25 protein-coding genes are annotated in these 23,945 nt (G+C 42.6%); 22 read left to right on the top strand and 3 right to left on the bottom strand.

Going from position 1 to position 23,945, the window contains the following annotated elements; genetic code table 11:
• The first annotated feature begins 3 nt into the window (after positions 1 to 3).
• The 13 genes from rpe to IJE10_05665 all read left to right on the top strand — a co-directional run bounded on the left by rpe (position 4) and on the right by IJE10_05665 (position 13,637).
• The gene (gene rpe / locus IJE10_05725) at positions 4 to 645 is read left to right on the top strand and encodes a ribulose-phosphate 3-epimerase (protein MBQ2967599.1); all 642 of its coding nucleotides are present in this window, start codon (positions 4 to 6) and stop codon (positions 643 to 645) included.
• Complete coding sequence (locus tag IJE10_05720) at positions 642 to 1,238, top strand: thiamine diphosphokinase (protein MBQ2967598.1); 597 nt, start codon at positions 642 to 644, stop codon at positions 1,236 to 1,238. The genes rpe and IJE10_05720 overlap by 4 nt, the downstream gene beginning before the upstream one ends.
• A gap of 67 nt (positions 1,239 to 1,305) precedes the next feature.
• Positions 1,306 to 1,452 carry a hypothetical protein gene (locus tag IJE10_05715; protein ID MBQ2967597.1) on the top strand — a complete coding sequence of 49 codons (147 nt, stop codon included), beginning with the start codon at positions 1,306 to 1,308 and terminating at the stop codon, positions 1,450 to 1,452.
• A 101-nt stretch (positions 1,453 to 1,553) separates the two neighbouring features.
• Positions 1,554 to 2,177: a YigZ family protein gene (locus IJE10_05710; protein MBQ2967596.1), complete on the top strand. Its 624-nt coding sequence runs from the start codon at positions 1,554 to 1,556 to the stop codon at positions 2,175 to 2,177.
• Between the two features lie 125 nt (positions 2,178 to 2,302).
• Entirely contained in the window at positions 2,303 to 3,583 is a 1,281-nt protein-coding gene (gene secD, locus IJE10_05705; protein ID MBQ2967595.1) for a protein translocase subunit SecD, read from the top strand.
• Position 3,584: 1 nt separating this feature from the next.
• Positions 3,585 to 4,463, top strand: coding sequence for a protein translocase subunit SecF (gene secF, locus IJE10_05700; protein MBQ2967594.1), 879 nt, complete (start codon positions 3,585 to 3,587; stop codon positions 4,461 to 4,463).
• 105 nt (positions 4,464 to 4,568) lie between these two features.
• Positions 4,569 to 6,041 (top strand): stage IV sporulation protein A, encoded by a 1,473-nt coding sequence (gene spoIVA, locus IJE10_05695; protein ID MBQ2967593.1) that lies wholly within the window; start codon positions 4,569 to 4,571, stop codon positions 6,039 to 6,041.
• Positions 6,042 to 6,140: 99 nt separating this feature from the next.
• Positions 6,141 to 8,123 (top strand): beta-galactosidase trimerization domain-containing protein, encoded by a 1,983-nt coding sequence (locus tag IJE10_05690; protein ID MBQ2967592.1) that lies wholly within the window; start codon positions 6,141 to 6,143, stop codon positions 8,121 to 8,123.
• 73 nt (positions 8,124 to 8,196) lie between these two features.
• A complete protein-coding gene (locus IJE10_05685) occupies positions 8,197 to 9,537 on the top strand; it encodes a DUF4832 domain-containing protein (GenBank protein ID MBQ2967591.1) in 1,341 nt (446 codons plus the stop codon).
• A 10-nt stretch (positions 9,538 to 9,547) separates the two neighbouring features.
• Entirely contained in the window at positions 9,548 to 10,258 is a 711-nt protein-coding gene (locus IJE10_05680) for a hypothetical protein (protein ID MBQ2967590.1), read from the top strand.
• 75 nt (positions 10,259 to 10,333) lie between these two features.
• Entirely contained in the window at positions 10,334 to 12,973 is a 2,640-nt protein-coding gene (alaS, locus tag IJE10_05675; protein MBQ2967589.1) for an alanine--tRNA ligase, read from the top strand.
• Between the two features lie 21 nt (positions 12,974 to 12,994).
• Positions 12,995 to 13,339, top strand: a complete 345-nt coding sequence (locus IJE10_05670) for a histidine triad nucleotide-binding protein (protein ID MBQ2967588.1) — start codon at positions 12,995 to 12,997, stop codon at positions 13,337 to 13,339.
• A gap of 121 nt (positions 13,340 to 13,460) precedes the next feature.
• Positions 13,461 to 13,637 (top strand): 30S ribosomal protein S21, encoded by a 177-nt coding sequence (locus IJE10_05665; GenBank protein MBQ2967587.1) that lies wholly within the window; start codon positions 13,461 to 13,463, stop codon positions 13,635 to 13,637.
• A 26-nt stretch (positions 13,638 to 13,663) separates the two neighbouring features.
• Here the strand turns inward: IJE10_05665 and IJE10_05660 are convergent, their stop codons facing one another.
• On the bottom strand, positions 13,664 to 14,245 hold the full coding sequence (locus IJE10_05660) for a hypothetical protein (GenBank protein MBQ2967586.1): 582 nt from the start codon (positions 14,243 to 14,245) through the stop codon (positions 13,664 to 13,666).
• A gap of 79 nt (positions 14,246 to 14,324) precedes the next feature.
• Here IJE10_05660 and IJE10_05655 point away from each other — a divergent pair, with 79 nt between their 5' ends.
• The 5 genes from IJE10_05655 to IJE10_05635 all read left to right on the top strand — a co-directional run bounded on the left by IJE10_05655 (position 14,325) and on the right by IJE10_05635 (position 17,765).
• Positions 14,325 to 14,804, top strand: coding sequence for a YqeG family HAD IIIA-type phosphatase (locus tag IJE10_05655; protein MBQ2967585.1), 480 nt, complete (start codon positions 14,325 to 14,327; stop codon positions 14,802 to 14,804).
• Between the two features lie 4 nt (positions 14,805 to 14,808).
• Positions 14,809 to 15,660 carry a TIM barrel protein gene (locus IJE10_05650; GenBank protein ID MBQ2967584.1) on the top strand — a complete coding sequence of 284 codons (852 nt, stop codon included), beginning with the start codon at positions 14,809 to 14,811 and terminating at the stop codon, positions 15,658 to 15,660.
• Entirely contained in the window at positions 15,657 to 16,685 is a 1,029-nt protein-coding gene (locus IJE10_05645) for an aminopeptidase P family protein (protein MBQ2967583.1), read from the top strand. Before IJE10_05650 ends, IJE10_05645 begins: the two co-directional genes overlap by 4 nt.
• Positions 16,686 to 16,762: 77 nt before the next feature.
• A complete protein-coding gene (gene efp / locus IJE10_05640; GenBank protein MBQ2967582.1) occupies positions 16,763 to 17,320 on the top strand; it encodes an elongation factor P in 558 nt (185 codons plus the stop codon).
• A gap of 37 nt (positions 17,321 to 17,357) precedes the next feature.
• Positions 17,358 to 17,765 (top strand): hypothetical protein, encoded by a 408-nt coding sequence (locus IJE10_05635; protein ID MBQ2967581.1) that lies wholly within the window; start codon positions 17,358 to 17,360, stop codon positions 17,763 to 17,765.
• A gap of 45 nt (positions 17,766 to 17,810) precedes the next feature.
• Here IJE10_05635 and IJE10_05630 read toward each other — a convergent pair whose 3' ends face one another.
• Positions 17,811 to 18,935, bottom strand: a complete 1,125-nt coding sequence (locus tag IJE10_05630) for an aldo/keto reductase (GenBank protein MBQ2967580.1) — start codon at positions 18,933 to 18,935, stop codon at positions 17,811 to 17,813.
• On the bottom strand, positions 18,932 to 19,354 hold the full coding sequence (locus tag IJE10_05625; GenBank protein ID MBQ2967579.1) for a DUF1893 domain-containing protein: 423 nt from the start codon (positions 19,352 to 19,354) through the stop codon (positions 18,932 to 18,934). The genes IJE10_05630 and IJE10_05625 overlap by 4 nt, the downstream gene beginning before the upstream one ends.
• A gap of 89 nt (positions 19,355 to 19,443) precedes the next feature.
• Between IJE10_05625 and IJE10_05620 the strand changes: the two genes are divergently transcribed.
• From IJE10_05620 to dnaK, 4 genes are all read left to right on the top strand, one after another.
• Positions 19,444 to 20,370, top strand: coding sequence for a tRNA-dihydrouridine synthase family protein (locus IJE10_05620; GenBank protein ID MBQ2967578.1), 927 nt, complete (start codon positions 19,444 to 19,446; stop codon positions 20,368 to 20,370).
• A 154-nt stretch (positions 20,371 to 20,524) separates the two neighbouring features.
• Positions 20,525 to 21,583: a heat-inducible transcription repressor HrcA gene (gene hrcA / locus IJE10_05615; protein ID MBQ2967577.1), complete on the top strand. Its 1,059-nt coding sequence runs from the start codon at positions 20,525 to 20,527 to the stop codon at positions 21,581 to 21,583.
• Entirely contained in the window at positions 21,580 to 22,089 is a 510-nt protein-coding gene (gene grpE / locus IJE10_05610) for a nucleotide exchange factor GrpE (protein ID MBQ2967576.1), read from the top strand. Before hrcA ends, grpE begins: the two co-directional genes overlap by 4 nt.
• A 29-nt stretch (positions 22,090 to 22,118) precedes the next feature.
• Positions 22,119 to 23,918, top strand: coding sequence for a molecular chaperone DnaK (gene dnaK, locus IJE10_05605; GenBank protein ID MBQ2967575.1), 1,800 nt, complete (start codon positions 22,119 to 22,121; stop codon positions 23,916 to 23,918).
• The last annotated feature ends 27 nt before the right edge of the window (positions 23,919 to 23,945 follow it).

Here is a 23,945-nt window from a genome sequence, read left to right as displayed (position 1 = left end):
ATTATGAATAAGAAAATCATTGCCCCCTCGATTTTATCGTCGGATTTTGCAAAGCTTGCCGAGCAGGCGCGAATGGTGGTTGACGGCGGTGCGGAATATCTGCACATCGATGTAATGGATGGTCACTTTGTGCCGAATATTACATTAGGTCCTGTGGTGGTTTCTAGTCTCAGACCCTATACAAAGGCAGTTTTTGATGTGCATCTGATGATTGAAAATCCCGAAAAATACGTGGATGCCTTTGCAGATGCCGGTGCAGATATTATTGTGATTCATTTGGAATCCACAAAATGTCCCGACAAAGTTTTGGATAGGATTCATGCAAAAGGTATAAAAGCCGGACTGACCGTAAAACCCGGTACGCCTGTTGAAGATATGCTCCCCTTTATGGATAAGGTGGATATGGCTCTGATTATGACGGTTGAACCGGGCTTTGGCGGACAAGGCATGATTGAAGAATGTCTTGAAAAGGTTAAATTCCTTCGGGAACACTATCCTGATTTAGATATTGAAGTGGACGGTGGTGTTAAAACTTCCAATATCGACAAGGTGTATGAAGCGGGTGCGAATGTCATTGTGGCAGGCAGTGCTGTCTTTTTAAGTGATGATCCGGCAAAGGTTATTGCCGAAATGTTGAGCAAATGAAAGTTTTAATTGTTTTAAACGGAGAGTTGGAGTCTGCGGAATTTTTAAAAAGGCTTGCAAGTCAAGCGGATTATATTATTTGCGCGGACGGCGGATATGACAAGGCAAAAACGGCAGGTATACTGCCCGATTTGCTTTTGGGAGACATGGATTCTGTTGTTGCAAAGGATTATCACGGAAAAATATTAAAATATCCTGCTGAAAAGGACTGGACCGACTGTGAGCTTGCTTTACAGACCGCAACCGAAATGGGCGCAACCGAAATTACGGTTACCTGTGCCTTAGGGGGCAGATGTGACCATCAGATGGCAAACCTTTATGTGTTGTCTATGTTTAATCAGGCACGCATCTGCGAGCCGTCCGTCTCTGTTTATGCTTGTGAAAGCAAAACAGAGATTTCGGGAAAGGGTAAAACTTTTAGTTTGCTACCCTTGTCAGATGCGGTTATCTCAATCGCAGGCGCGAAATATCCCACAGAAAAAGCACTTTTCAAGGTAGGGAGCAGTTTCGGAATCAGCAACGAAATGACGGAGGATGTCACTCGTATTGTTGTGCACAGCGGTAAGTGCTTACTTTTTGTCAATGAATTGTAGCCGGTAACAAAAAACGCACTTTTGCTATATACTGATAATGAAGAAACGTAAAAAAGGATGGATCAGTATGTTCAGAAGGTGCAGGTGGTGGAGTTATTTAATTGTAGGGCTTGCGGCAGGGGTGCTGGTGTATTTGATTTTGCCCCTGAAGTGGCTTACCATGTTTCTTTGCGCTTTATTGCTCTACATAGGTTGTCAGGTTATGTTTCATTGAGGAGGGATTTTTGTGAAAATCGTTGTGGTTAAACCTTCGAAATTCTGGAGCAGAATACTTAAGACCTTATTTAAAATTTAAATTGTTTCGCGGAGGAAAAAATGGCGGATTCCTATTATACAGTTGAAAAGCAGGCAACGGGAGAGCTTACTGAAAAGCGCTCCCGGTTTATTGCCACCGTTCTTCCGGTACAGACGCAGGAAGAGGCAATGCAATACATTGATGCATTGCGTTCTAAATACTGGGATGCAAGGCATAATGTTTATGCCTATACATTGCTTGACGGACAGGTTAAGCGTTATTCGGATGACGGTGAACCGCAGGGTACGGCAGGGGTTCCGGTTCTGAATATACTTGAAAAAATGGAATTGCAGAATACATTGGTGGTGGTAACCCGATACTTTGGTGGTATTCTGCTTGGTACAGGCGGATTGGTGCGGGCTTATTCGCAAACCGCAAAGCTTGGAATTGAACAGGCAGGTGTAGTCAAGCGCTGTCTTTGTAATGAAATCAAAATTACCTGTGACTATAATCTGCTCGGAAAAGTACAGAAGTTTATTGAAAAAAATGAAATAAAGCTGAAAGAAATTTCTTATGCCGATTCGGTTTTTGTATCTGTTTATCAGAAAATTGAAGAAACGGACAAGCTGGTCGCACAAATCACCGAGCTTACCGATGCAAAGGCAACCTGTGAAACGGTGGGAGAGGCATACATCGACTTTTGAGAACGGGAAAACGGAGTGGGCGAACTTCGTTTTTCTTTTTTATAATTATTGGAAAAAAAGATTGACTTTAATTGAGTTCTGTATTATAATATTACTATGTGAAAAAATAAGGAGGAAACAAAACTATGGGTAAGAGTATAGCAAAACTGTTGGTTGTATTGCTCTTGATTGCCGCACTTTTAGCTGTTGCATTCGTAGACTTTACACTGATGGGCTATGACAATTACGGTGCTTTCAACAAAGAGCACGGCGTAAAAAGAGGTTTGGACTTAACAGGCGGTGCATCGCTCACATTTGAAGCGGATGCAGAAAGCGCAACTGCAGAAGAAATGAACACAGTTGTAAAAGTTATGAGAAACCGTCTGGACAGATTAAACTACACAGAAGCAAACGTGTCTAAGCAAGGGGACAAGCGTGTATATATCGAAATCCCTGATGTAGCAAACCCGGATGAAGCGAAAGCGCTTTTGGGTCAGACTGCACAGCTCACGTTCTGCGATGCAGATGAAAAGGTTGTTATGACCGGTAAAGAAGTTAAGTCTGCAAAGAAGATGTACGGTCAGTACAACGAAATGGGCGCGACCGGTAACTACATTGAATTAAAGCTTACACAAGAAGGCGTAAAAGCATTTTCTGAAGCAACTGCAGCAGCGGCTGCAAGAACCGACGGCAAAAACTACATCGCAATCAAACTGGACGATGAAGTCATTTCCGCTCCGTTTGTTGAAACCGCAATTACCGATGATACTTGTATCATCACAGGCGATTTTACTGCTGAAGCTGCTGAAAACTTAGCAAGTCTTATTTCTGCAGGTCAGTTGCCCTTTAACCTGAATCTGATTGAAACACGTACTGTTGGACCTACTTTGGGTGCAAATGCTTTGGAATCTTCCATGAAAGCAGCTGCAATCGGTATTTTAATCGTGTTGATTTTCATGATTATCATGTATCGCATTCCCGGCTTAGCAGCAAGCATTGCCCTTTGTGCGTATGTTGCAATCTTAGCATTTGTTATGGGTCACTTGCATTTAAACCTCACACTTCCGGGTTTTGCAGGTATTATCCTGTCCGTAGGTATGGCGGTTGACGCAAACGTTGTCATCTTCGAAAGAATCAAAGAAGAAATTAAGCTTGGAAAAACTATTCGTGCGGCTGTAGGTGCAGGCTTTAAGAGAGCTTTTACTGCAATTATCGACTCGAATATCACAACCCTTATTGCAGCGGCTGTACTGTACTTCTTCGGTACAGGTACCATTAAAGGCTTTGCGACAACATTGGGCTTAGGTATTATTGTCAGCATGTTCACAGCAATTGTAATCACAAAATTCATTTTGAACCAGTTGGTTGGTATCTGCGGTACAAACAAGGTTTTGTATGGCGGTAAGAAAAATAAGGAGGCTGAATAAAATGTTGAATATCGTTAAAAACAGATTTATCTATTATTCCATTTCGGCCGTAATTATTTTAATCGGTGTAGTTATGGCTTTTGTAAACGGTGGCTTCAACTTAGACGTTGAATTTGCCGGCGGTACAGAAATTTATGTTGAATTGGGCGAAAAATTCGATGCCAATGCAATGCAGAAAGCAGTGGATGCTGTAACAGCAAAAAATGCGAAAGTACAGACCGTTGACGGCACAAACGCATCCATTAAGCTTGCTGAAATTTCCGATGCGGAAATCACTGCAATCCGTGACGTTTTGGTTAAGGATTTCGGTGCGGACGAAAAAGCAATTTCCGAGAACACCATCAGCGAAACTGTTGGTAGTGAATTGAAGAAAAATGCTTTGGTTGGTGCATTGATTGCGGTTGTACTGATGCTCATTTACATCTGGATTCGTTTCGAACTGTTATCGGGTCTTGCTGCAGTTTGTGCCTTGATTCATGACGTTTTGATTATGATTTCCGCGTATGCAATTCTCCAGATTCCGGTTGACACCAGCATGATTGCGGCAATCCTGACTATCTTGGGTTATTCCATTAACGCAACTATTGTTTTGTTCGACCGTGTTCGTGAAACCACAAGATTGAAGCCGAAAATGGCATTTGAAACAGTTGTCAAAGATTCTGTAAAGGATACTATGGGTCGTTCCATCAATACTACTGTTACAACCCTTATCGTTTTGGCTGTACTTTGGATTTTGGGCGTTGACTCCATCAGAACTTTCACATTGCCGATTATTGTAGGCGTTGTTGCTGGTTTCTATTCTTCTGTATTCCTTTCGGGCAACTTCTGGATTATGTTCAAGAAGCTCCGCAAGGACAAGAATGTTGTTGCACAGGACTGATTGTTTGAATGCAAAAGGTTGTAAGCTTAAAGCTTGCAACCTTTTTTGTTCTATTTTTTTGCCTCTCCACATAGTATGTACAAAAACAAGTATGGAGGAGAAGGTATGGAGAATATTTACCAGGATATTGCAATGCGTACCGGTGGAGACATCTATATTGGTGTGGTAGGGCCGGTGCGAACAGGCAAGTCCACATTTATCAAGCGGTTCATGAATACTTTGGTGCTTCCCAATATGGATGATGCATACAAAAAACAAAGAGCAACGGACGAACTGCCCCAGAGTGCAGGCGGTAAAACCATCATGACCACAGAACCTAAATTTATTCCAAACGAGGCGGTAGGCATTTCTTTGAATGATGGTTTGAATTGTAAAGTAAGGTTGATTGACTGTGTGGGTTATGTGGTAAACGGTGCAACCGGACATATGGAAGATGGTGTACAGCGTATGGTAAGTACGCCCTGGGCGGATGAGCCTGTTCCGTTTGTACAAGCGGCAGAGCTTGGAACAAGAAAAGTTATTGAAGAACATTCTACTATAGGGTTGGTAGTAACAACAGACGGTTCAATTACCGAGATTCCGCGTGAGGATTATATTGAAGCAGAAGAGCGGGTTGTACGGGAACTTAAAGCTATAAAAAAGCCGTTTATTATGCTCTTAAACAGCACGGACCCGTATTCTGCTAAAACACAAGCGTTAGCTGAAGAACTGTCTGATAAATACGCAGTGTCGGTCATGCCGGTGAATTGCAGTACGTTAAGCGAGCAGGATATCCAAAAAATCATGGAAACCGTACTGACAGAATTCCCGGTCAGCGAAATCAAAATTCGTTTTCCTGCCTGGGTGGACGGTTTAGAGGACGCCCATTGGTTATGCACATCCTTAATGGACGCGGTAAAACATTCATTAGATGGCGTGAAAAAAGTACGGGAAATCAAACAGATGACCGATGTACTTTTGCAAAATGAATGGGTTGATCGGACCTATGTTCGTTCTATGGATTTAGGATGCGGTGCGGCAGATATTTCGGTTTCTGTTCCTGAAGCACTGTTTTATAAAATACTTGGGGAGTCCTCCGGTTTTGCAATTGACGGGCAGGCCGATCTGATTTCTTTGATGCGGTCTTTAGCAGATATGAAGAAAGAATATGATAAAGTGGCAAATGCGTTGCAGGAAGTCAAACAAAAAGGGTATGGTATCGTAACACCATCCATTGAGGAACTGCATTTGGAAGAGCCTGAAATTATCAAGCAGGGCGGAAGGTTTGGTGTGCGTCTCCGCGCCAGTGCACCCTCCATTCACATGGTGCAAGCTGTGGTAGAAACCGAAGTGAGTCCGATTGTAGGTACGGAAAAGCAATCGGAGGAGCTTGTGCATTATCTGTTGCAGGAGTTTGACAATGAGCCGACCAAAATCTGGCAATCCAATATTTTTGGTAAAACCTTGCATGAGCTTGTAAACGAAGGCTTGCACAATAAACTTTCGCACATGCCGGATGATGCGCAGATGAAGCTGCAGGAAACCTTACAGCGCATTATCAATGAGGGAAGTGGCGGACTGATTTGTATTATTCTTTAAAAAAGGCAATTTTGAACAAGAAAACGCGTTTTTAAACATTGCGGAAAGCGTTTCTTTGTGTTACAATAACAGTAACATGAAAAATGGGAGATGTTTATTATGCGCAAAAGACAAGTACATCTGGATTTTCACACCTCGGAACATATAGAAAATATTGGTGTGAAATTTTCTAAAGAAAATTTTCAAAAAATGCTTAAAACAGGACATGTGGATTCCATTACGATTTTTTCTAAGTGTCATCACGGCTGGGCATACCATCCGTCCAACGCCAATCAAACCCATCCGCATTTAAAATTTGATTTGTTGGGCGCCGAGATTGAAGCGGCAAAGGAAATCGGTGTAAAAACACCTATCTATTTGTCTGCAGGGCTGGATGAAAAGTATGCAGTTTCTCATAAGGATGAAATTGCATTGGGAATTCCGGATACCGAGCCGGACTTTTCTTTCCCGCACTATCACAGACTATGTATGAATACGCCTTATTTAGATACGTTGCTTGACCAGATTACTGAAGTGCTTCAGCGTTATGACGGAGACGGTATTTTCTTAGATATTGTGGGCGTACATAAATGCTACTGCAAAAGCTGTCTGCAAACTATGCAGGAACGGGGTTGGGCAGTAGAGGATGAAGAAAAAGCACAGGCGCTTGCTGAAGAAGTATACGCAAATTACACCCGTCGTGTGCGTGAAACGATAGATGCAGTAAAACCGGGGCATCCCGTGTTCCATAATGCAGGACACATTACAGCAGGTAAGCGGTACATTGCAGAAATGAATACACATCTGGAACTGGAAAGCTTGCCTACCGGCGGTTGGGGGTATGACCATTTTCCGTTGTCTGCCGCTTATGCAAGAATTCTCGGTATGGATTATCTGGGAATGACAGGCAAATTCCATAAATCCTGGGGTGAGTTTGGTGGTTTTAAACATCCGAATGCACTTCGGTTTGAAGCGGCACTTTCTATTGCAAACGGTGCCTGTGTTTCGGTGGGCGATCAGTTGCATCCCTCGGGCGAAATGGACGAAGCAACATATAAAACTATAGGTGAAGCTTATGCCGAAGTGGAAGCAATTGAGCCCTGGCTTCAGGAAGGGGAATTCTGTTCTGAAATTGCTCTTTTATCCCAGGAAGCGGTTATGGAATACTATGATCATCCCGATTTTGATAAAATCGGCAGAAATTTCAACGGAAATTCCGGTGCAGGACGTATTTTGCTGGAAGGGCAATACCTTTTTGATGTAGCAGATACCGACACGGACCTCTCCAAATACAAGGTGGTTATTTTACCTGACACCATTTTGCTGGACGAAAAACTTGCTGCAAAATTAAAAGAATTTACAGCCAACGGCGGTAAAGTGCTTGCGACGGGTATCTCGGGCGTGAACAAAGAAAAAACGGCATATGCACTTGATTTTGGTGCGAAATATATATGTGAATCGGAATACAACCCCGACTACCTGCGTGTAAAAGAAGATTTGAAAACCTTATATAAAACCGACTATGTCATTTACAGTCAATCACAGAAAATTGAGCTTGCCGGTGGTGAAGAACTTGCAGGGCATATCAAGCCGTTCTTTAACAGAACCTGTGAACATTTCTGTTCACACCGTCATTCGCCGTCTTCAGGCGAAAGCTACGGTGCAGGCGTTGTAGAGGGAAAAGACGGTATTGTTATTCCGTGGAACATCTTTGAAGAATATGCGGTGCATGGCGCACTGATTGCAAAGGAAATTGTGCATTTCGCCTTAAATCGTCTGCTTGGCGATAATAAGCGCGTGCAGACCAATCTTCCATCCAAAGGCATTACCACTTTAGTAGATTGCGGTACATTTTTCAGAAATCATCTTTTGTATGCATCGCCCATTAAGCGCGGTGACGGCATTGAAATTGTAGAAGAAATTCTGCCTGTTTACAATGTGGATGTAAGCGTTAAAGTGGGAGATAAGAAGATTCAAGCGGTGTACACCGTACCGCAAAAAGAAAAAATTTCATTTGTGCAAAATGGTGATACGGTTTCTTATACGCTACCAAAGCTTGAAAATCATCAGGTTGTAATACTGGATACAAAAACATTGGGTTAAAACCCAATGTTTTTTTTGACTTTTTTTCCATATTGTGGTATACTGACTATATAACTATCGGGAGGCGAAAACAATGTTAAGAGAGACAACTAAAACCAATTATTTTGCGTACAAAAAAGAAGAGGAACAAAATCCCTATATCGGTTTTTGCAGTTTTCAGCATTTCAGAGGTGAAAAACTGTACTCTGATATTGTGGTAAAGCCTGAGAACAATATGTGTGAAACCGAGGATGTGGAATGTTACCCAATTCCCGAATGGGTGCCGGAAAACGGCAGAGAAGAGGGATATTATCCTGACACCTCTATCGTGTACATCCGTATTCTTTGGAAAGAATTTGAACCGGAGCAGGGGAAATATAATTATCAGTTTGTGCAGGATATTTTAGATACGGCAAAGGCGCATAATCAAACGGTTGCGTTCCGTTTGATGGCACACAGTACCCGTGATATTGATGATGTGCCGGATTGGTTGAAAGAAATCATTCCGTGTCCTGCAAGACCTAAGGGCAAGCGCGTAAAGGATTCACCAACCGATCCGAAATTTTTACAGTATTTCACAAAGGCGGTGCGCGCGTTTGGCGAAAAGTTTGACAGCAATCCTGTTTTAGATACCATGGATATTTCTCTTCCCGGCTCCTGGGGAGAGGGACACAACTTAGAGCTTTATCCCGAAGAAGACATTGAAAATCTGTTTGACATGCATACTGAAGTGTTTAAAGAAACAAGACTTATCGGACAGCTCACAAAGCCTGGAATTGCCAAGCGTGCCAGCAAGGTTGTGCCGGTGGGCTTGCGCGGAGACGGCTTAGGTAATCCGTATCATTTACATGAAGTGTACGGCAAACAGTTGGAACAGTTCCCGGATGCCTGGAAATCGGCGCCCATTTCCTTTGAAGCCTTTTGGTGGCTTTGCGAATGGCAACGTAAGGGTTGGGACATTGATGAAGTGATTCAAATGACCTTAGGGTGGCATATCAGCTCGTTTAATGCGAAATCCATTCCCATTCCTTTTGAATGGAAGGACAAAATTGATTACTGGGTAAGCAAAATGGGATATCACTATGTCATTGATTACTTTAAATTCCCTGGTGAAGCAGAAGCGGGGGACGAGATTACATTAAAGCTTGGTATTGATAATGTAGGTGTTGCTCCTATTTACAGAAAGCTTCCTTTGCATATTCGTTTTATTGATGGTGAGAAGGAATACCCATTGGAAAATGATGTGGACATCACAAAGTGGATGCCCGGTAAAAATGCGGAAAAAGCCACTTTTGTTTTACCTGAGAACATGAAAAAAGGCACATATGCTATTGAAATCGGTATATTTAATCAGGACATTCCTGTGGTGTATTTTGCTTCCGATGCCAAACGAAGCGGTGCATATTATAAGGTGGGTGAGATAACCGTAAAGTAAGGAGACTTTTATGATAGAACGAGAATATACCTTTCGTTACAGCGATATTGATAAAAACGGACAGATTCGTTTAAGCTCTGTGATGGATATATTGCAGGATGTGGCAATTTATCATTCGGATACAAAGGGATATACATTAGAAGCGCTTTATTCTTTGCATATTGCATGGCTTTTGCAGGGCTGGCGAATTCGTTTCTTAAAGCCACTGGATGCCACAAAGCCGATTCTGGTTAAAACGGGCATTATGAACATTCACAAATTTTCCTCTGCAAGAAAGTCTGAAATCTGGCAGGACAGAGAGTTAAAAAGCATTGCAACTGCAGACTGGTTTACGGTAGATACTGAGCGCATGCGGGTGATTTTGGTGCCTGAACAGATTTTTAAGAATTATGAATCGGTTCAGGAGGAGGATAACGAATTGCCTTTTATCAAGCTCCGTCCCGAAAAGGATGTACAGATGCTTTCGGAGACGCGTGTTGAAAAGAGAGATCTGGATACCAACAATCACATGAATAACGTAAAGTCTGCGGAGGTTGCCATGGAGCTTCTGCCCGAAGATTTTGAAGTGAACGAACTGCAGATTACTTACAGAAAGGCGCTTTTGCCGGACGAAACCATTAAAATGTGCCGGAAAATCACCGATAACGGCATTTGGGTAGAGCTTAAAAACGGAAATGAAGAGACTTGCGTACTTCTTTTTGCAAAGGAAAAGAAAAAATAAAAAAACATTTGCTTTCTAAGTGGTAATGTGATATAATACTATAGATAATTTATAATTAGTTTTGGAGATGAAATTATGCAGTATATGGGCTTGAATGAATTAAGAGAAAAATTCCTTGCTTTCTTTGAAACCAAGGACCATTTACGTTTGCCGTCTTTTCCGCTGATTCCGAAAAATGACGCAAGCTTACTTTTGATTAACTCGGGTATGGCTCCCATGAAGGCTTGGTTTACCGGTGCGGAGGTTCCGCCCCGTAAAAGAGTAACCACCTGCCAGAAATGTATCCGTACCGGTGATATTGAAAATGTAGGTAAAACTGCCCGTCACGGCACCTATTTTGAAATGCTGGGCGACTTTTCCTTTGGCGATTACTTCAAGAGAGAAGCAACTGCCTGGGCATGGGAATTCTTTACAAAGGTTCTGGAAATTCCGACAGATAAGCTTTGGTGCTCTATTTATGAAGAGGATGACGAAGCATTTGAAATCTGGACCAAGGAAGTGGGCGTTGCGCCCGAACGTATTGTACGTCTCGGCAAAGCTGATAACTTCTGGGAACACGGTACAGGTCCATGCGGTCCTTGCTCTGAAATCTATTTTGACCGCGGTGAAAGCTACGGTTGCGGTTCTCCCGATTGTGGCGTAGGCTGTGAATGTGACCGCTTTATGGAAGTATGGAATCTGGTGTTTACCCAGTTCGATAAAGATGAAGACGGAAACTACAATCCTTTAGAGCATCCCAACATTGATACAGGTATGGGCTTAGAGCGTTTAGCAGTTGTTATGCAGGGTGTGGACAACCTTTTTGAGGTAGACACCGTGCAGGATGTTATGAAGCACATCTCTAAAATTGCAGGCGTGGAATATAAAACGGATGAAAAGAAGGATATTTCGCTCCGTGTTATTACCGACCACATCCGTTCTACTGTTATGATGGTATCTGACGGCGTTATCCCTTCCAACGAGGGCAGAGGCTATGTACTCCGTCGTTTGCTCCGTCGTGCGGCACGTCACGGAAAGTTATTAAACATCAACAAGCAGTTCCTGTTTGAGGTTGCGGAAACCGTGATTGAAACCTCTAAATCCGCTTATCCCGAACTGGAAGAAAAGAAAGAGTATATCACCAAAATCATTCAGAAAGAAGAAGAACGCTTCGATGCAACCATCGATAACGGTCTTATCGTTCTGAATCAGTATATTGAAGAAGTAAAGAACGCAGGCGGCAAGGCACTTACCGGCGACCAGGCATTTAAACTGCATGATACCTACGGCTTCCCGCTGGATCTGACCATTGAAATGGCAGAAGAAAAAGGCCTTTCTGTGGATGTAGACGGCTTTAATTCGGCTATGGATGCACAGAAAAAAGCTGCGCGTGATGCACGTGCAGACGGTTCGAGCTGGGATGCGGACGCAACCTATACTTTTGAAAATGCAGAGCCTACCGTGTTCTGTGGCTATGAAGAATTGTCCTGCAATGCAACCGTTAAGGGTATTGTAAAAGAGCAGGAGGTTGCACAGGTAATTTCTGCCGGTGAAAACGGTTTCTTAGTTGTGGACAGCACCTCTTTCTATGCAGAAATGGGCGGTCAGGTAGGCGATATTGGTGTGGTGCTTAAAGACGGCAAGGAAATTGCAAAGGTTGTAAACACCACTAAAACCGGTGACGGCTACTACATGCATGAAATTGAAGCAAAAGAAGAAATTAAAGTGGATGACAAGATTGTTATGGCGGTTGATACTGCAAACAGAAAAGCAATCATCTGTAATCACTCTGCAACCCATCTTCTGCAGCAGGCATTGCGTGATGTGTTGGGCGATCATGTTGCACAGGCAGGTTCGTTTGTATCTGCAGACAGACTCCGCTTTGACTTCTCGCACTTTACTGCGATGACAGCGGAAGAAATTGCAAAAGCAGAACAAATTGTCAATGAAAAAATCTTAGAAGCAATCCCTGTGTTAAAGCAGGAAATGTCTATTGAAGAAGCAAAGAAAACAGGTGCAAAGGCACTGTTTGGTGAAAAATACGGCGAAGTGGTTCGTGTTGTATCCATGTCTGATTATTCTATCGAATTCTGCGGTGGCTGTCATGTAAATAACACCAGCGAAATCGGCTTATTTAAATTGCTTTCTGAAAATGGCGTTTCTGCAGGTGTCCGCCGTATTGAAGCGGTAACATCCAAGGCGGTTTTGGATTACCTCAAGGAAAAAGAAGCACTCATTCAGCGTACTGCAGAACAGCTGAAAGCAAATCCCGCTGAAATTGATCTGAAAGCGGCATCTGTTGTTGCGGAAGGTAAGGAATTACAGAAGAAGATTGATACGTTCCGGGAAAAACTTGCAAAAGGCATGACTGATAATTTATTGGTTGGCGCAAAAGTTGTTGGAGATATCCGTGTTGTAACAGCAGATCTTGGAGAAGGCACAATGGACGAACTCCGTGTTACAGGCGACCAGCTGAAAGATAAAATGAAGAATCCGGGTGTGATTGTCCTTGCAAATCATATGGATGACAAAATCAGCTTTGTGAGCCTTGCAAACAAAGAAGCGATTGCACTTGGTGCACATGCCGGCATGATTATGAAAGAAATTACTGCAATTGCAGGCGGTAGTGGTGGCGGTAAGCCTGATTCTGCACGCGGTGGTGGTAAGGTTCTGGAGAAGGTTGATGATGCACTTGCTGTTGTCGACGAAATTGTTGCAAAACAAATCGCAAAATAAGAAAGGGGGAGCAGATGACAAATGGAAAACTGTCTCTTTTGTAAAATTGCAAATAAAGAAATACCGTCCTCGGTGGTTTATGAGGACGATAAGATTTTAGCATTTAACGATATCAATCCTGTAGCACCTGTGCATATTCTGGTGATTCCGAAAAAGCACATTGCAGGTGCGGATGCGATTGAAGCAGAAGATGCGGAAATTTTAGGATATATCTGGACCAAAATCCGTGAGATTGCAGAAAAAGCAGGCGTTGCGGAAAAAGGCTTCCGGGTTATCAACAATTGCGGTGAGGATGGCGGTCAGACTGTACGTCATTTGCACTTCCATATCATTGGCGGTGTGAAACTTACCGAAAAAATGATTTAATTATTTTGCAAAATCCTCTTGACATACCGCAAAATATGTTGTATAATATCTAAGTAATTCTTTTACGATGTAGTTATGTCCGTTCGAAAGGACGGCTTGTAAAGCGGAGGGAGGGAAAATAATGTCTGAGGTTAAAATTAAGGATAATGAGTCTTTGGATAGCGCTCTTCGCAGATTTAAACGTCAGTGTGCAAAAGCAGGTGTTCTTTCTGAAATCAGAAAAAGAGAACACTATGAAAAGCCCAGCGTAAAAAGAAAGAAGAAATCCGAGGCTGCAAGAAAAAGAAAATTCAGATAATGAAATCCTGCAAGATGCTGATATACTCAGCATCTTGTTCTTTTTTCGTAGATTTCGTACATGGATTCCCAGTTTCCCTCGGGCAGAGCGTAAGGATATCGCCAGTAAATACCGCTAAAACCGTTCTTTTTAATCAGATTGTGTTTTTCGGCAATGCTTCTGGTGTTTTCCAGCCACACAAGATGCGTTTCGTCTGCTTTGTATGTAAAATAGGCGCAAGCCGTGAGCGGATCATAGAATATCGGAGCACCTTTTAAAGAAGCTTTTAAAACTGCCTGGTTTCCGTTCATGGGAATGGAGAACCCTTTATCCAGATTAAAATCCTCTGCCATGGGAGATAATTCAATGAGTGTTTTTTCTTTTACTGAGTCAAAGTCCTTAAGAACCGCCTGAAGCTGTTGCAAGGTAACATAAGGGGCGTTTTGGTATCTGAAATGACGGAATGTAACAATGATTTTATCTGTTTTTTCGATATAAGATGCCCATGACGAAAAGCAGGGCGGGACAAGCGGAAGCATATCCTCCTGAAAAAAGGTTTTTGTAAAATATCGGAACAGTCTTTCGTTGCGTCGGTCATCTCTTTTAAAGGTTCCCCAAATTTCAAACATAGTAAATCCTTTCAAAAAGGTTGTTTTTTGTTTATAAATATGTTATAATAGTCAAAAATAGTACTTAAGAGGTGCAAAAGTGCGAAAATTCAAACCCACTCTGTATTACAAAACCATAGAAGACATAGATGTGTCTGTGTTGCAGGAGAAAGGCATCAAAGCCCTGATTTTAGACATTGACAATACTTTAGTGCCGCCGCATACGCCGGTTTGTGATGCGCGCGCTAAAGCTTTTGTGGATAAAATGCAGACAAAATTTAAAATTTGTATTGTATCCAATAACATCTATGCGCGTGCAAAAAAATTTGCAGATTCTTTTCCGGTGGATTTTATTTGTGACGGCAATAAGCCTGCCAAAAAGCCTTTTTTGCTTGCCCTCGAAAAACTACAGGTAAAGCCCGAAGAGGTGGCTGTAATCGGTGACCAGATTTTTACCGATGTGTGGGGTGCAAACCGTATGCATATGTGCGCAGTACTTGTGGACCCCGTTTGTGATAAAGAAGGGAAATTTGTAAAATTCAAGCGGATATTGGAAAATATTGTCTATAAGAGAGGATAATCAAATGGTACGATTCGGTACATCCGGTAACCCGGACAATTTTTATACCAGCGGAAAAAAGAAAAGCATAGAAATGCCCGGTTGGCTGAAGGAAATCGGGCTTTCTGCTTATGAATACCAATGCTCCAAAGGTGTTAAAATAACACAAAAGACAGCAGAAGAGTTGGGCGAAAAGGCGAAAGAAAATGACATTTATATGAGCATCCATTCGCCTTACTATATCAGCCTGTCTTCTGTAGAATCCGAAAAACGGGACAACAGCATCAATTACATTCTAAAAACCCTGGAGGCGGCAAAATTCTGTGGTGCAAAGCGTATTGTGGTGCATGCAGGCTCCTGCAGTAAAATGAGCAGAGAAGAGGCGCTTTCGCTTGCATGCGATACCTTGAAAAGAGCCTATGATGCGGCAAAAGATATGCATTTAGATGACATTCATATCTGCCCCGAAACTATGGGGAAAATCAATCAGCTGGGAACGGTTGACGAGGTGCTTGAAATGTGCAAGGTCAGCGAGAATTTTGTGCCCTGTATTGATTTTGGACATGTGAATGCCAGAGAAATGGGAAGCCTTAATGCGTTTTCGGATTTTGAGAACATTGTAAATAAAATCCATAATGTGCTGGGCGAAGAAAAGGCGAGAAAATTTCATGTGCATTTTACCCGTATTGCCTTTACGGCAGGTGGCGAGAAATGCCATATTCCTTACGAGGATGAAAGCTTTGGTCCTACGTTTGACCCTTTCGCAGAACTGATTTTAAAGCGGAATTTAGAGCCGGTTATCATTTGTGAATCTCCGGGCATGCAGGATGTGGATGCTTTGACCTATCAGTCTATTTTAGGAGCGATGGGCAAATGAGGATACAGAATTTATTGAGCAGGCTTCCCGAAAAGGCAGTTATCATGCTTTCCGACCCTGCGGATATGCGTTATTACGCATCCTTCTCGGGAGAAGGCTATGTCTTGCTATCGGAAAGTATCAGGCGTATTTATACCGATGGCAGATATACAGAGAATGCACAAAGAGAAGCACCTTCATTTGAAATCTGTGATATCCGCGGATTCTGGAAAGAGGTTAAACATTTAAATTGTCCTTTGTTTTTTCAGGAAGCGCATCTGGTACACAAAACCTATCTTGGTGCTAAAAAGCTTGAGATAGAGCTGATGCCCTCAGATATTCCTTTTGCGGAGCTTCGTTCTGTTAAAGAGGAAGCCGAGGTTGAAGCATTAAGACAGGCGGCATCCATTGCAGAAAAGGCGTATCAGGAGACTTTGAATTTTATCCGACCCGGTCAGAGCGAGCAGGAAATTGCGGCATATCTGAATTATAAAATGGCATGCTTCGGTGCGGAAAAACCGTCATTTGATACCATTTGCATTTCAGGTAAAAACACTTCCTTGCCCCATGGCGTTCCTACCGCTAAAACCGTGCAGGAGGGCGAATTTCTGACCATGGATTTCGGTGCTGTATATAACGGTTACTGCTCGGATATGACAAGGACGGTTGCGGTTGGCTATCTTTCGGATGAAATGGAGTGGGTGTACGATATTGTGCTTCGGGCGCAGGATACCTTGGAAAGGACCGTAAAGCCCGGTATGACAGCCGGTGAGGCAGATGAGATTGCACGAAAGATTATTGTAGATGCCGAATACGGACAGTATTTTGTACATAGTACCGGTCACGGGGTAGGACTTGAGATTCATGAGTTTCCGAATCTTGCACCAAATCGGGATACGGTGCTTAAAGCAAATCAGGTCGTTACCATTGAACCCGGTATCTATTTGCCCGAAAAATTCGGTGTCCGAATTGAAAATACGGTGGTTTTGCGGGACAATGGATGTGATTCACTGCAAAAATCCGATAAAGAATTGATAATTCTTTAAAAAATTCGCAAAAACACTTGCTATTTTTTCCATTTTGTTGTATGATATTAATATAAATATATTTGGAGGTATTAAATATGATTTCAGCAGGCGATTTCAGAAATGGCATTACTTTCGAAATGGAAGGTAACGTATTTCAGATTGTAGAATTCCAGCATGTTAAACCCGGTAAAGGTGCAGCGTTTGTAAGAACCAAGCTCAAAAACGTAATCACCGGCGGTGTTATTGAAAAAACATTCCGTCCCACAGAAAAACTGGAAAAAGCACACATCGAAAGAAAGGATATGCAGTATTCTTATTCTGATGGTGATCTTTATTATTTCATGGATCAGGAAACCTTTGATATGGTTCCGATTTCCGCAGACAGCATCGGCGATGCTTTGAAATTTGTTAAAGAAGAAATGATTTGCAAAATCCTTTCTTACAAAGGCTCTGTGTTCGGTATTGAACCGCCTACATTTGTAGAACTTTTGGTAACTGAAACCGAACCCGGCTTCAAAGGTGATACAGCAACAGGCGCAACCAAGCCCGCTACACTCGAAACCGGTGCAGTGATTAACGTACCGCTCTTTATTGAAGAAAACGAAATGATTCGCGTAGACACCAGAACCGGTGAATACATGGAAAGAGCATAATTGATTTTAAAAACATTACAGAAGGGAAGGGTATGAAATGAACACTTTAAAAGAAGGCGCATCCTATATCTTGGGTCTTGCAGAAGGCATGGAACTTGATGCGGACAAGAAAGAAACAAAATTGATTTTAAAATTAGTTGATTTGATTGACGAAATGGCTGAACGCATTGATGAGCTGGAAGCTTATATTGATGAACTGGACAGCAAGGTTGACGAAATCGATCAGGATCTCGGCGATTTGGAAGAATTCTGTTATGACGACGATGATGACGAATACGACGAAGAGTATGACGATGAAGATTTCAACGATGAGGATGTATACGAATTCACCTGCGATTCCTGCGGTGAAGAAGTGTATGTAGACGGTAGCCTCTTAGATGATGACGCACCGATTTCTTGCCCCAACTGTGGCGAAGAACTTAAAATCGATTTGGATTGCGAATAACCAAAAAGAATAAACCAGCATGTCCTTTACGGACATGCTGGTTTTTTATGCTTCTGTTTTTTGAACAAAATCCTGCATGACTTCTGAAATTTTGATTTCCTGCGGGCAAAGTGCTTCACAGGAGCGACAGGTAATGCAGGAGGCAGGCTGGTTTTCTTTTGGGATATCTTTCAGGGCATCCTGCGGAATACAGCCCTTGTTAAAAATCTGATTGTTATAGATTTTAATCATTTCGGGAATGTCAATCTGCGAAGGACAGACATCGGTACAATACCGACAGGCGGTACACGGCACGGTGTTTAACAAATCGTTTGCAATGGTGTACAGCACGGACATTTCTTTTTCGTTCAGCGGACGCTCAGATGAAAAGGTTTCCATATTGTCTTTAAGCTGTTCCATGTCAGACATGCCCGAAAGCACCACCGATACACCCGGTATGGATTGCAGGTAACGGAACGACCAGGCAGGTATGCTCCATTCGGGATGTAATGCTTTTAGTACTTTTTCGTGCGTTTCAGGGAGAGAAGCAAGCTTTCCGCCACGAACCGGCTCCATAACCCATATGGGAATGTTGCGTTTGTTTAAAAGTTCTACCTTTGCTTTTGCATCCTGATAGTCCCAGTCCAGCCAATTGAGCTGCAGTTGGCAAAAATCAATGTGTGGTGCATGGGTATCTAAAAAACGGGTCAAATCCTCTAAAGAAGCATGAACCGAAACACCGATGTAGCGGATTCGTCCCTTTTTCTTTTGCTCTAAGATGTAGTCCATCAGGCCGTATTTTGGGTCGGTATACAACTCTACATTCGAACCGGACAGGCAGTGGAATAAATAAAAATCCACATAATCGGTCTGCAGTTTTTTCATCTGCTCTTCAAAGATTTCTTCTTTCTTTTCCACATTTTCTAAAGTGAAGCCCGGGAACTTGGTGGCAAGATAAAAGCTGTTTCTGGGATATTTCTTTAAAATTTCACCTATTGCAATTTCGGACTGATGACTGTGATAACCCCAGGCGGTGTCAAAGTAATTCAAGCCGTTTTTTAAGGCGTAGTCAACCATTTCGGCAGTTTTCTCCATGTCGATTTCACCGGTAAAACGACCACCACCGGGCAGACGCATACACCCTAAGCCCAGCATGGAAAGATTTATGTCTTTAAAAGGTTTGTAAATCATTTTTTTAGCTCCTTTAATGTTTGTTGGATGGCAAAAAGTGCTTCGGTTGGGTCAGTTATTTGTAAAACCGCACTTTCAATGGGACAAAATCCGGTTTTCTCCCGATTCAGTATGCGATTAACAACCGACCTGGCATATACAGGGATGCCGTATTCTGTCAAAACCGCTTTCGCACTTTCGCTTAAAATCTCGGCATACAGCTCCCGTATGCCTAAAAGCACATACATAAATGCAGCACCTTTTCCCACAACCTTGTCTGCAACATAAAAATCAGAAAGCAGGGTGTTCTTTTCGTATTGTTTAAGAAGCGGTGCGATGCCCCGGTCGTAACTCGTATAAACGGTGTTGCCTTTGCAAAACACGCATGTGTAGTTTTCGGCTTTCAGTTGCCCGATTGCTTTTTGTAAATCCGGGTGCATTCTTTAACCCTCCTCGTTTGACAAAGTGCATCGGATGTGCTAAAATCATTATACAAATAATATAGAAAAAAGTCAAGAGAGGATTGTTTATGGAGCTGTATTTTGCACCTTTGGAAGGAATTACCACCAGAATATACAGAAATACGCATTTTAATATGTTTGGTGAAGCAGACCTGTATTATGCCCCTTTTATTAATCCCGGTGCGGAAGATAAGATAACTTCAAAGCTGATTAAAGACGTTCTGCCCGAAGAAAATGAAGCTCCCATTGCGGTACAGATTCTTTGTAATCAACCAAAGCCGTTTCTCAGTCTTGCGGAAAAGCTTCAGGAAATCGGATACCGGGAAATTAATCTGAATTTAGGCTGTCCCTCAGGAACGGTGGTCAGCAAAAACCGTGGGGCAGGCTTTTTAAGGCGAAGGGATGAATTGGACCGTTTTTTGGATGCGGTGTTTTCTGCTTGTCCGATTCCCATTTCTGTAAAGACCAGAATCGGTTTTTCTTCAGCAGAGGAAGCGGAAGCGTTATTGACAATTTACAACCGTTATCCTATATCCATGCTGATTGTGCATCCCAGGGTGCGGGAGAATTTTTATAAAGGCACACCGGATATGGAAACCTTTCGGATGTTTTATGAAAACAGCGTAAATCCGCTTTGTTACAACGGAGATGTACGAACCAAAGCGGATTACATACACATTTGTAACCGCTTTCCAAATTTAAAAGGTGTCATGATTGGCAGGGGAGCTGTGCAGAATCCTGCACTTTTCCGTGAAATCAAAAACGGGAAAAGCTTAAGCAATACAGAACTCATTGTGTTTTTGGAACAGCTATGTACAGCATATAACAGTGTCTTAAAATCAGATACGTTTACCATGCACAAATTAAAAGAAATTATGATGTCGGTAGTTTTAAACTATCCCGAGGATAAACGACTGTTAAAAGCCGTAAAAAAAACAAACAAGCTTTCGGATTTAATGGCGGTTATACATAACTTACCACCTTTGGAAAACTAAAAATGCAGCTTCTTCGGAAGCTGTATTTTTTAAAAGTCAGAAAAAGTCAAAAAATTTTCAAAAAACTATTGACAAATGGAAAAATTAGTGGTAATCTATTATCAGATGTTAGCACTCCTTGTTGGTGAGTGCTAACAAAAAGAGGAGGTATCGTATGGGAAGCATTGATGACAGAAAACGAAAAATTCTGCAGGCGATTATTGATGACTATATTGATACCGCCGAGCCTGTAGGTTCAAGAACTATCGTAAAAAAATGTGATTTAGGTTTAAGTCCTGCAACCATCCGTAATGAGATGGCAGACTTAGAGGACATGGGATTTTTAAAACAGCCGCACACCTCTGCCGGGCGAGTACCTTCCTTGATTGGGTATCGCTACTATGTGGATGAACTGATGACCCAGTACAGTCTGACGTTAGAGGAAATCAACACCCTTCGAAACACATTGGAAATGAAAATGGATTATCTGGAAAAGGTGATTGCAAAAACCACACAGGTTTTATCCAAGCTTACCAACTACACGGCGGTGATTTCGGCACCGACCTTAACATCGGGAAGCTTAAAACAGCTTCGTTTAATCGGAATTGATTTGCATTGGTGTCTTGTGGTGGTCATCACTAACCAGGGCGTTGTGCGGGATAAAAAGATTCAGTTTCTTTCGCCCGTAACCGAAGAGAAAATTGCATTGATGGAAAAAATGTTAAACCGTGCATTTGCCAATGTTCCCTTTAACAGCATAACGGTTGACAATTTGTATGCAATTTCCGAAGAAACGGGACTTGAAATGGAATTGCTGTTTCCGATTATTGATTTCATGCGTGCCTGCGTGAAAGACAGCGAGGATACAGAGGTTTACATGGACGGTACCACCAACATGTTAAATTTCCCCGAGTATTCGGATTTAAACCGTGTAAAACGGTTTTTAAATGCAGTAAATGACCGAAAAGATGTGATGCGCACCGTAAGTGCCATTCAAAGCGCGAATGATGACATCAACATCCGTATCGGTTCAGATAACGCAGAGGACGGATTCTCCGATTGCTCTATCATTACCTCCCGATATAAAATCGGTGACAGCATGGAAGGCATTATCGGTATTATCGGTCCTGTGCGTATGGATTACAAAAAGGCTGTGTCGGTGATCAAAAATACTACCGCGATGCTGAATCAGAAAATGCTTGAAATTACGGATGAGAATCCGGATAAAACATGAGAGGAAGTGTGAATATGGCGAAGAAGAAAGAAGATGTGCAGGAAGAAGTTGTAGAAGAAACAACTGCACCGGCAGAAGAAGCGGAAGCGCCTGTTCAGAATGACTGGCAGGATAAATACATTCGTCTGATGGCTGATTTTGACAACTACAAGAAAAGAACCACCAAGGAAATGCAGGCATCCTATAAAAACGGTTTAATTGCGGCGGTGGAGGAATTGCTCCCCGTTGTGGATAATTTTGACCGTGCGGTTGCGGCAATGCCGGAAGATTCCAAAGACGGAGAAGGCATTCGCATGATTGCAAAACAGCTTTACGATGTGTTTGAAAAATTAGGTGTAAAGCCGATTGAAGCCGTTGGTCAGCCCTTTGATCCGAACATCCACAATGCAGTTATGCACATAGAGGATGATTCCTTTGGAGAAAATGTGGTTGCAGAGGACTTCTTAAAGGGATATATGTGTGGGGATAAAGTGATTCGTCCCAGCATGGTAAAAGTAGCAAACTAAGCTTTTTATTTGAAAGGAAGGAATAAATTATGGCAAAGATTATTGGTATTGACTTAGGTACAACAAACTCCTGCGTTGCAGTTATGGAAGGTGGCGACACCGCTGTTATCACCAACGCAGAAGGCGCAAGAACAACCCCTTCGGTTGTTGCATTCACAAAAGAAGGCGAACGTCTTGTGGGTGAAGTGGCAAAGCGTCAGTCTATCACAAACCCCGACAGAACGATTATCTCCATCAAGAGAGACATGGGCTCTGATAGAAAGGTTGCAATTGACGACAAAAATTACACACCTCAGGAAATTTCTGCAATGGTACTGCAAAAGCTTAAAGCAGATGCAGAAAGCTATCTGGGCGAAACCGTAACGCAGGCAGTTATTACCGTTCCTGCATATTTTTCAGATGCACAGCGTCAGGCAACCAAGGATGCAGGTAAAATCGCAGGTCTTGAAGTACTTCGTATCATCAACGAACCTACTGCTGCAGCACTTGCTTACGGTCTGGATAAAGAACAGTCCGAAAACATTATGGTTTATGACTTAGGCGGCGGTACATTCGACGTATCTATCCTGGAAATTGACGACGGTGTATTCGAAGTTAAAGCAACCTGCGGTAACAACCACTTAGGCGGCGATGACTTTGATAAGCGCTTAATCGATTACATGGCAGAAGAATTCAAGAAGGAAAACGGTCTGGATTTAAGAAACGACAAAATGGCGGCACAGCGCTTGAAAGATGCGGCAGAAAAAGCAAAAATCGAGCTTTCCTCTGCAATGTCTTCCAACATCAATCTGCCTTATATTTCTGCAGATGCAACCGGTCCGAAGCATTTGGATGTGACCATTACCCGTGCAAAATTTGACGAATTAACCGCAGATTTGGTTGCGGCAACTATGGAACCTACCAGAAAAGCACTTTCCGATTCCGGTCTTTCTGCAAGCGAAATCAGCAAGGTTATCTTAGTTGGCGGTTCTTCCAGAATCCCGGCTGTTCAGGAAGCTGTTAAGAATATTATGGGTAAAGAACCTCATAAAGGCGTAAATCCCGATGAATGTGTAGCTATGGGTGCTGCAATTCAGGCAGGTGTATTAGGTGGCGACGTTAAAGGCTTATTGCTTCTCGACGTAACTCCGCTTTCTTTGGGTATCGAAACCTTAGGTGGCGTTTGCACAAAGCTGATTGAAAGAAATACCACCATCCCGACCAAGAAGAGTCAGATTTTCTCTACTGCGGCAGACAGCCAGACCTCTGTAGATATCCATGTTCTGCAGGGTGAAAGAGAAATGGCGCAGGATAACAAAACCTTGGGCAGATTCCAGCTTACCGGTATTGCACCGGCACCCCGCGGTGTTCCGCAGATTGAAGTTACCTTTGATATTGACGCAAACGGTATCGTAAACGTATCTGCGAAAGACTTAGGTACAGGTCAGGAACAGAAAATTACCATTACTGCAAGCACCAACCTTTCGGATGAAGATATCGACAAGGCTGTAAAAGAAGCTGAAAAGTTTGCAGAAGAAGATAAGAAGAGAAAAGAGGGTATCGAAATCCGCAACCAGGCAGATGCTTTGGTATATCAGTCCGAAAAGGCTCTGGAAGAACTCAAAGACAAGGTTTCGGAAGAAGATACTTCTAAAGTAAAAGCAGCTTGCGAAAAGGTAAAAACAGCCCTTTCCGGCACCGATAATGATGCAATCAAAGCAGCTACTGAAGAATTGCAGAAAGAATTCTATGAAATTTCCGCAAAGCTTTACCAGCAGGCAAACCCCAACGGGGCAGAAGGTCAGCCCGGTACAAACGAAGCCCAGGGCGAAGTAATGGATGACGAATAAACAATAAATTTCATAAGGCAAAGCAGA

This window comes from Clostridia bacterium, from assembly GCA_017410375.1.
GTDB lineage: Bacteria > Bacillota > Clostridia > RGIG6154 > RGIG6154 > RGIG6154.
Note: the sequence above shows the minus strand (reverse complement) of the source record. Positions and strands in the feature narration are given on the sequence as shown.

Coding starts and splice junctions, on each gene's coding strand:
- rpe (MBQ2967599.1), top strand. CDS start 4: ATGAATAAGAAAATCATTGCCCCCTCGATTTTATCGTCGGATTTTGCA.
- IJE10_05720 (MBQ2967598.1), top strand. CDS start 642: ATGAAAGTTTTAATTGTTTTAAACGGAGAGTTGGAGTCTGCGGAATTT.
- IJE10_05715 (MBQ2967597.1), top strand. CDS start 1,306: ATGTTCAGAAGGTGCAGGTGGTGGAGTTATTTAATTGTAGGGCTTGCG.
- IJE10_05710 (MBQ2967596.1), top strand. CDS start 1,554: ATGGCGGATTCCTATTATACAGTTGAAAAGCAGGCAACGGGAGAGCTT.
- secD (MBQ2967595.1), top strand. CDS start 2,303: ATGGGTAAGAGTATAGCAAAACTGTTGGTTGTATTGCTCTTGATTGCC.
- secF (MBQ2967594.1), top strand. CDS start 3,585: ATGTTGAATATCGTTAAAAACAGATTTATCTATTATTCCATTTCGGCC.
- spoIVA (MBQ2967593.1), top strand. CDS start 4,569: ATGGAGAATATTTACCAGGATATTGCAATGCGTACCGGTGGAGACATC.
- IJE10_05690 (MBQ2967592.1), top strand. CDS start 6,141: ATGCGCAAAAGACAAGTACATCTGGATTTTCACACCTCGGAACATATA.
- IJE10_05685 (MBQ2967591.1), top strand. CDS start 8,197: ATGTTAAGAGAGACAACTAAAACCAATTATTTTGCGTACAAAAAAGAA.
- IJE10_05680 (MBQ2967590.1), top strand. CDS start 9,548: ATGATAGAACGAGAATATACCTTTCGTTACAGCGATATTGATAAAAAC.
- alaS (MBQ2967589.1), top strand. CDS start 10,334: ATGCAGTATATGGGCTTGAATGAATTAAGAGAAAAATTCCTTGCTTTC.
- IJE10_05670 (MBQ2967588.1), top strand. CDS start 12,995: ATGGAAAACTGTCTCTTTTGTAAAATTGCAAATAAAGAAATACCGTCC.
- IJE10_05665 (MBQ2967587.1), top strand. CDS start 13,461: ATGTCTGAGGTTAAAATTAAGGATAATGAGTCTTTGGATAGCGCTCTT.
- IJE10_05660 (MBQ2967586.1), bottom strand. CDS start 14,245: ATGTTTGAAATTTGGGGAACCTTTAAAAGAGATGACCGACGCAACGAA.
- IJE10_05650 (MBQ2967584.1), top strand. CDS start 14,809: ATGGTACGATTCGGTACATCCGGTAACCCGGACAATTTTTATACCAGC.
- IJE10_05645 (MBQ2967583.1), top strand. CDS start 15,657: ATGAGGATACAGAATTTATTGAGCAGGCTTCCCGAAAAGGCAGTTATC.
- efp (MBQ2967582.1), top strand. CDS start 16,763: ATGATTTCAGCAGGCGATTTCAGAAATGGCATTACTTTCGAAATGGAA.
- IJE10_05635 (MBQ2967581.1), top strand. CDS start 17,358: ATGAACACTTTAAAAGAAGGCGCATCCTATATCTTGGGTCTTGCAGAA.
- IJE10_05630 (MBQ2967580.1), bottom strand. CDS start 18,935: ATGATTTACAAACCTTTTAAAGACATAAATCTTTCCATGCTGGGCTTA.
- IJE10_05625 (MBQ2967579.1), bottom strand. CDS start 19,354: ATGCACCCGGATTTACAAAAAGCAATCGGGCAACTGAAAGCCGAAAAC.
- IJE10_05620 (MBQ2967578.1), top strand. CDS start 19,444: ATGGAGCTGTATTTTGCACCTTTGGAAGGAATTACCACCAGAATATAC.
- hrcA (MBQ2967577.1), top strand. CDS start 20,525: ATGGGAAGCATTGATGACAGAAAACGAAAAATTCTGCAGGCGATTATT.
- grpE (MBQ2967576.1), top strand. CDS start 21,580: ATGAGAGGAAGTGTGAATATGGCGAAGAAGAAAGAAGATGTGCAGGAA.
- dnaK (MBQ2967575.1), top strand. CDS start 22,119: ATGGCAAAGATTATTGGTATTGACTTAGGTACAACAAACTCCTGCGTT.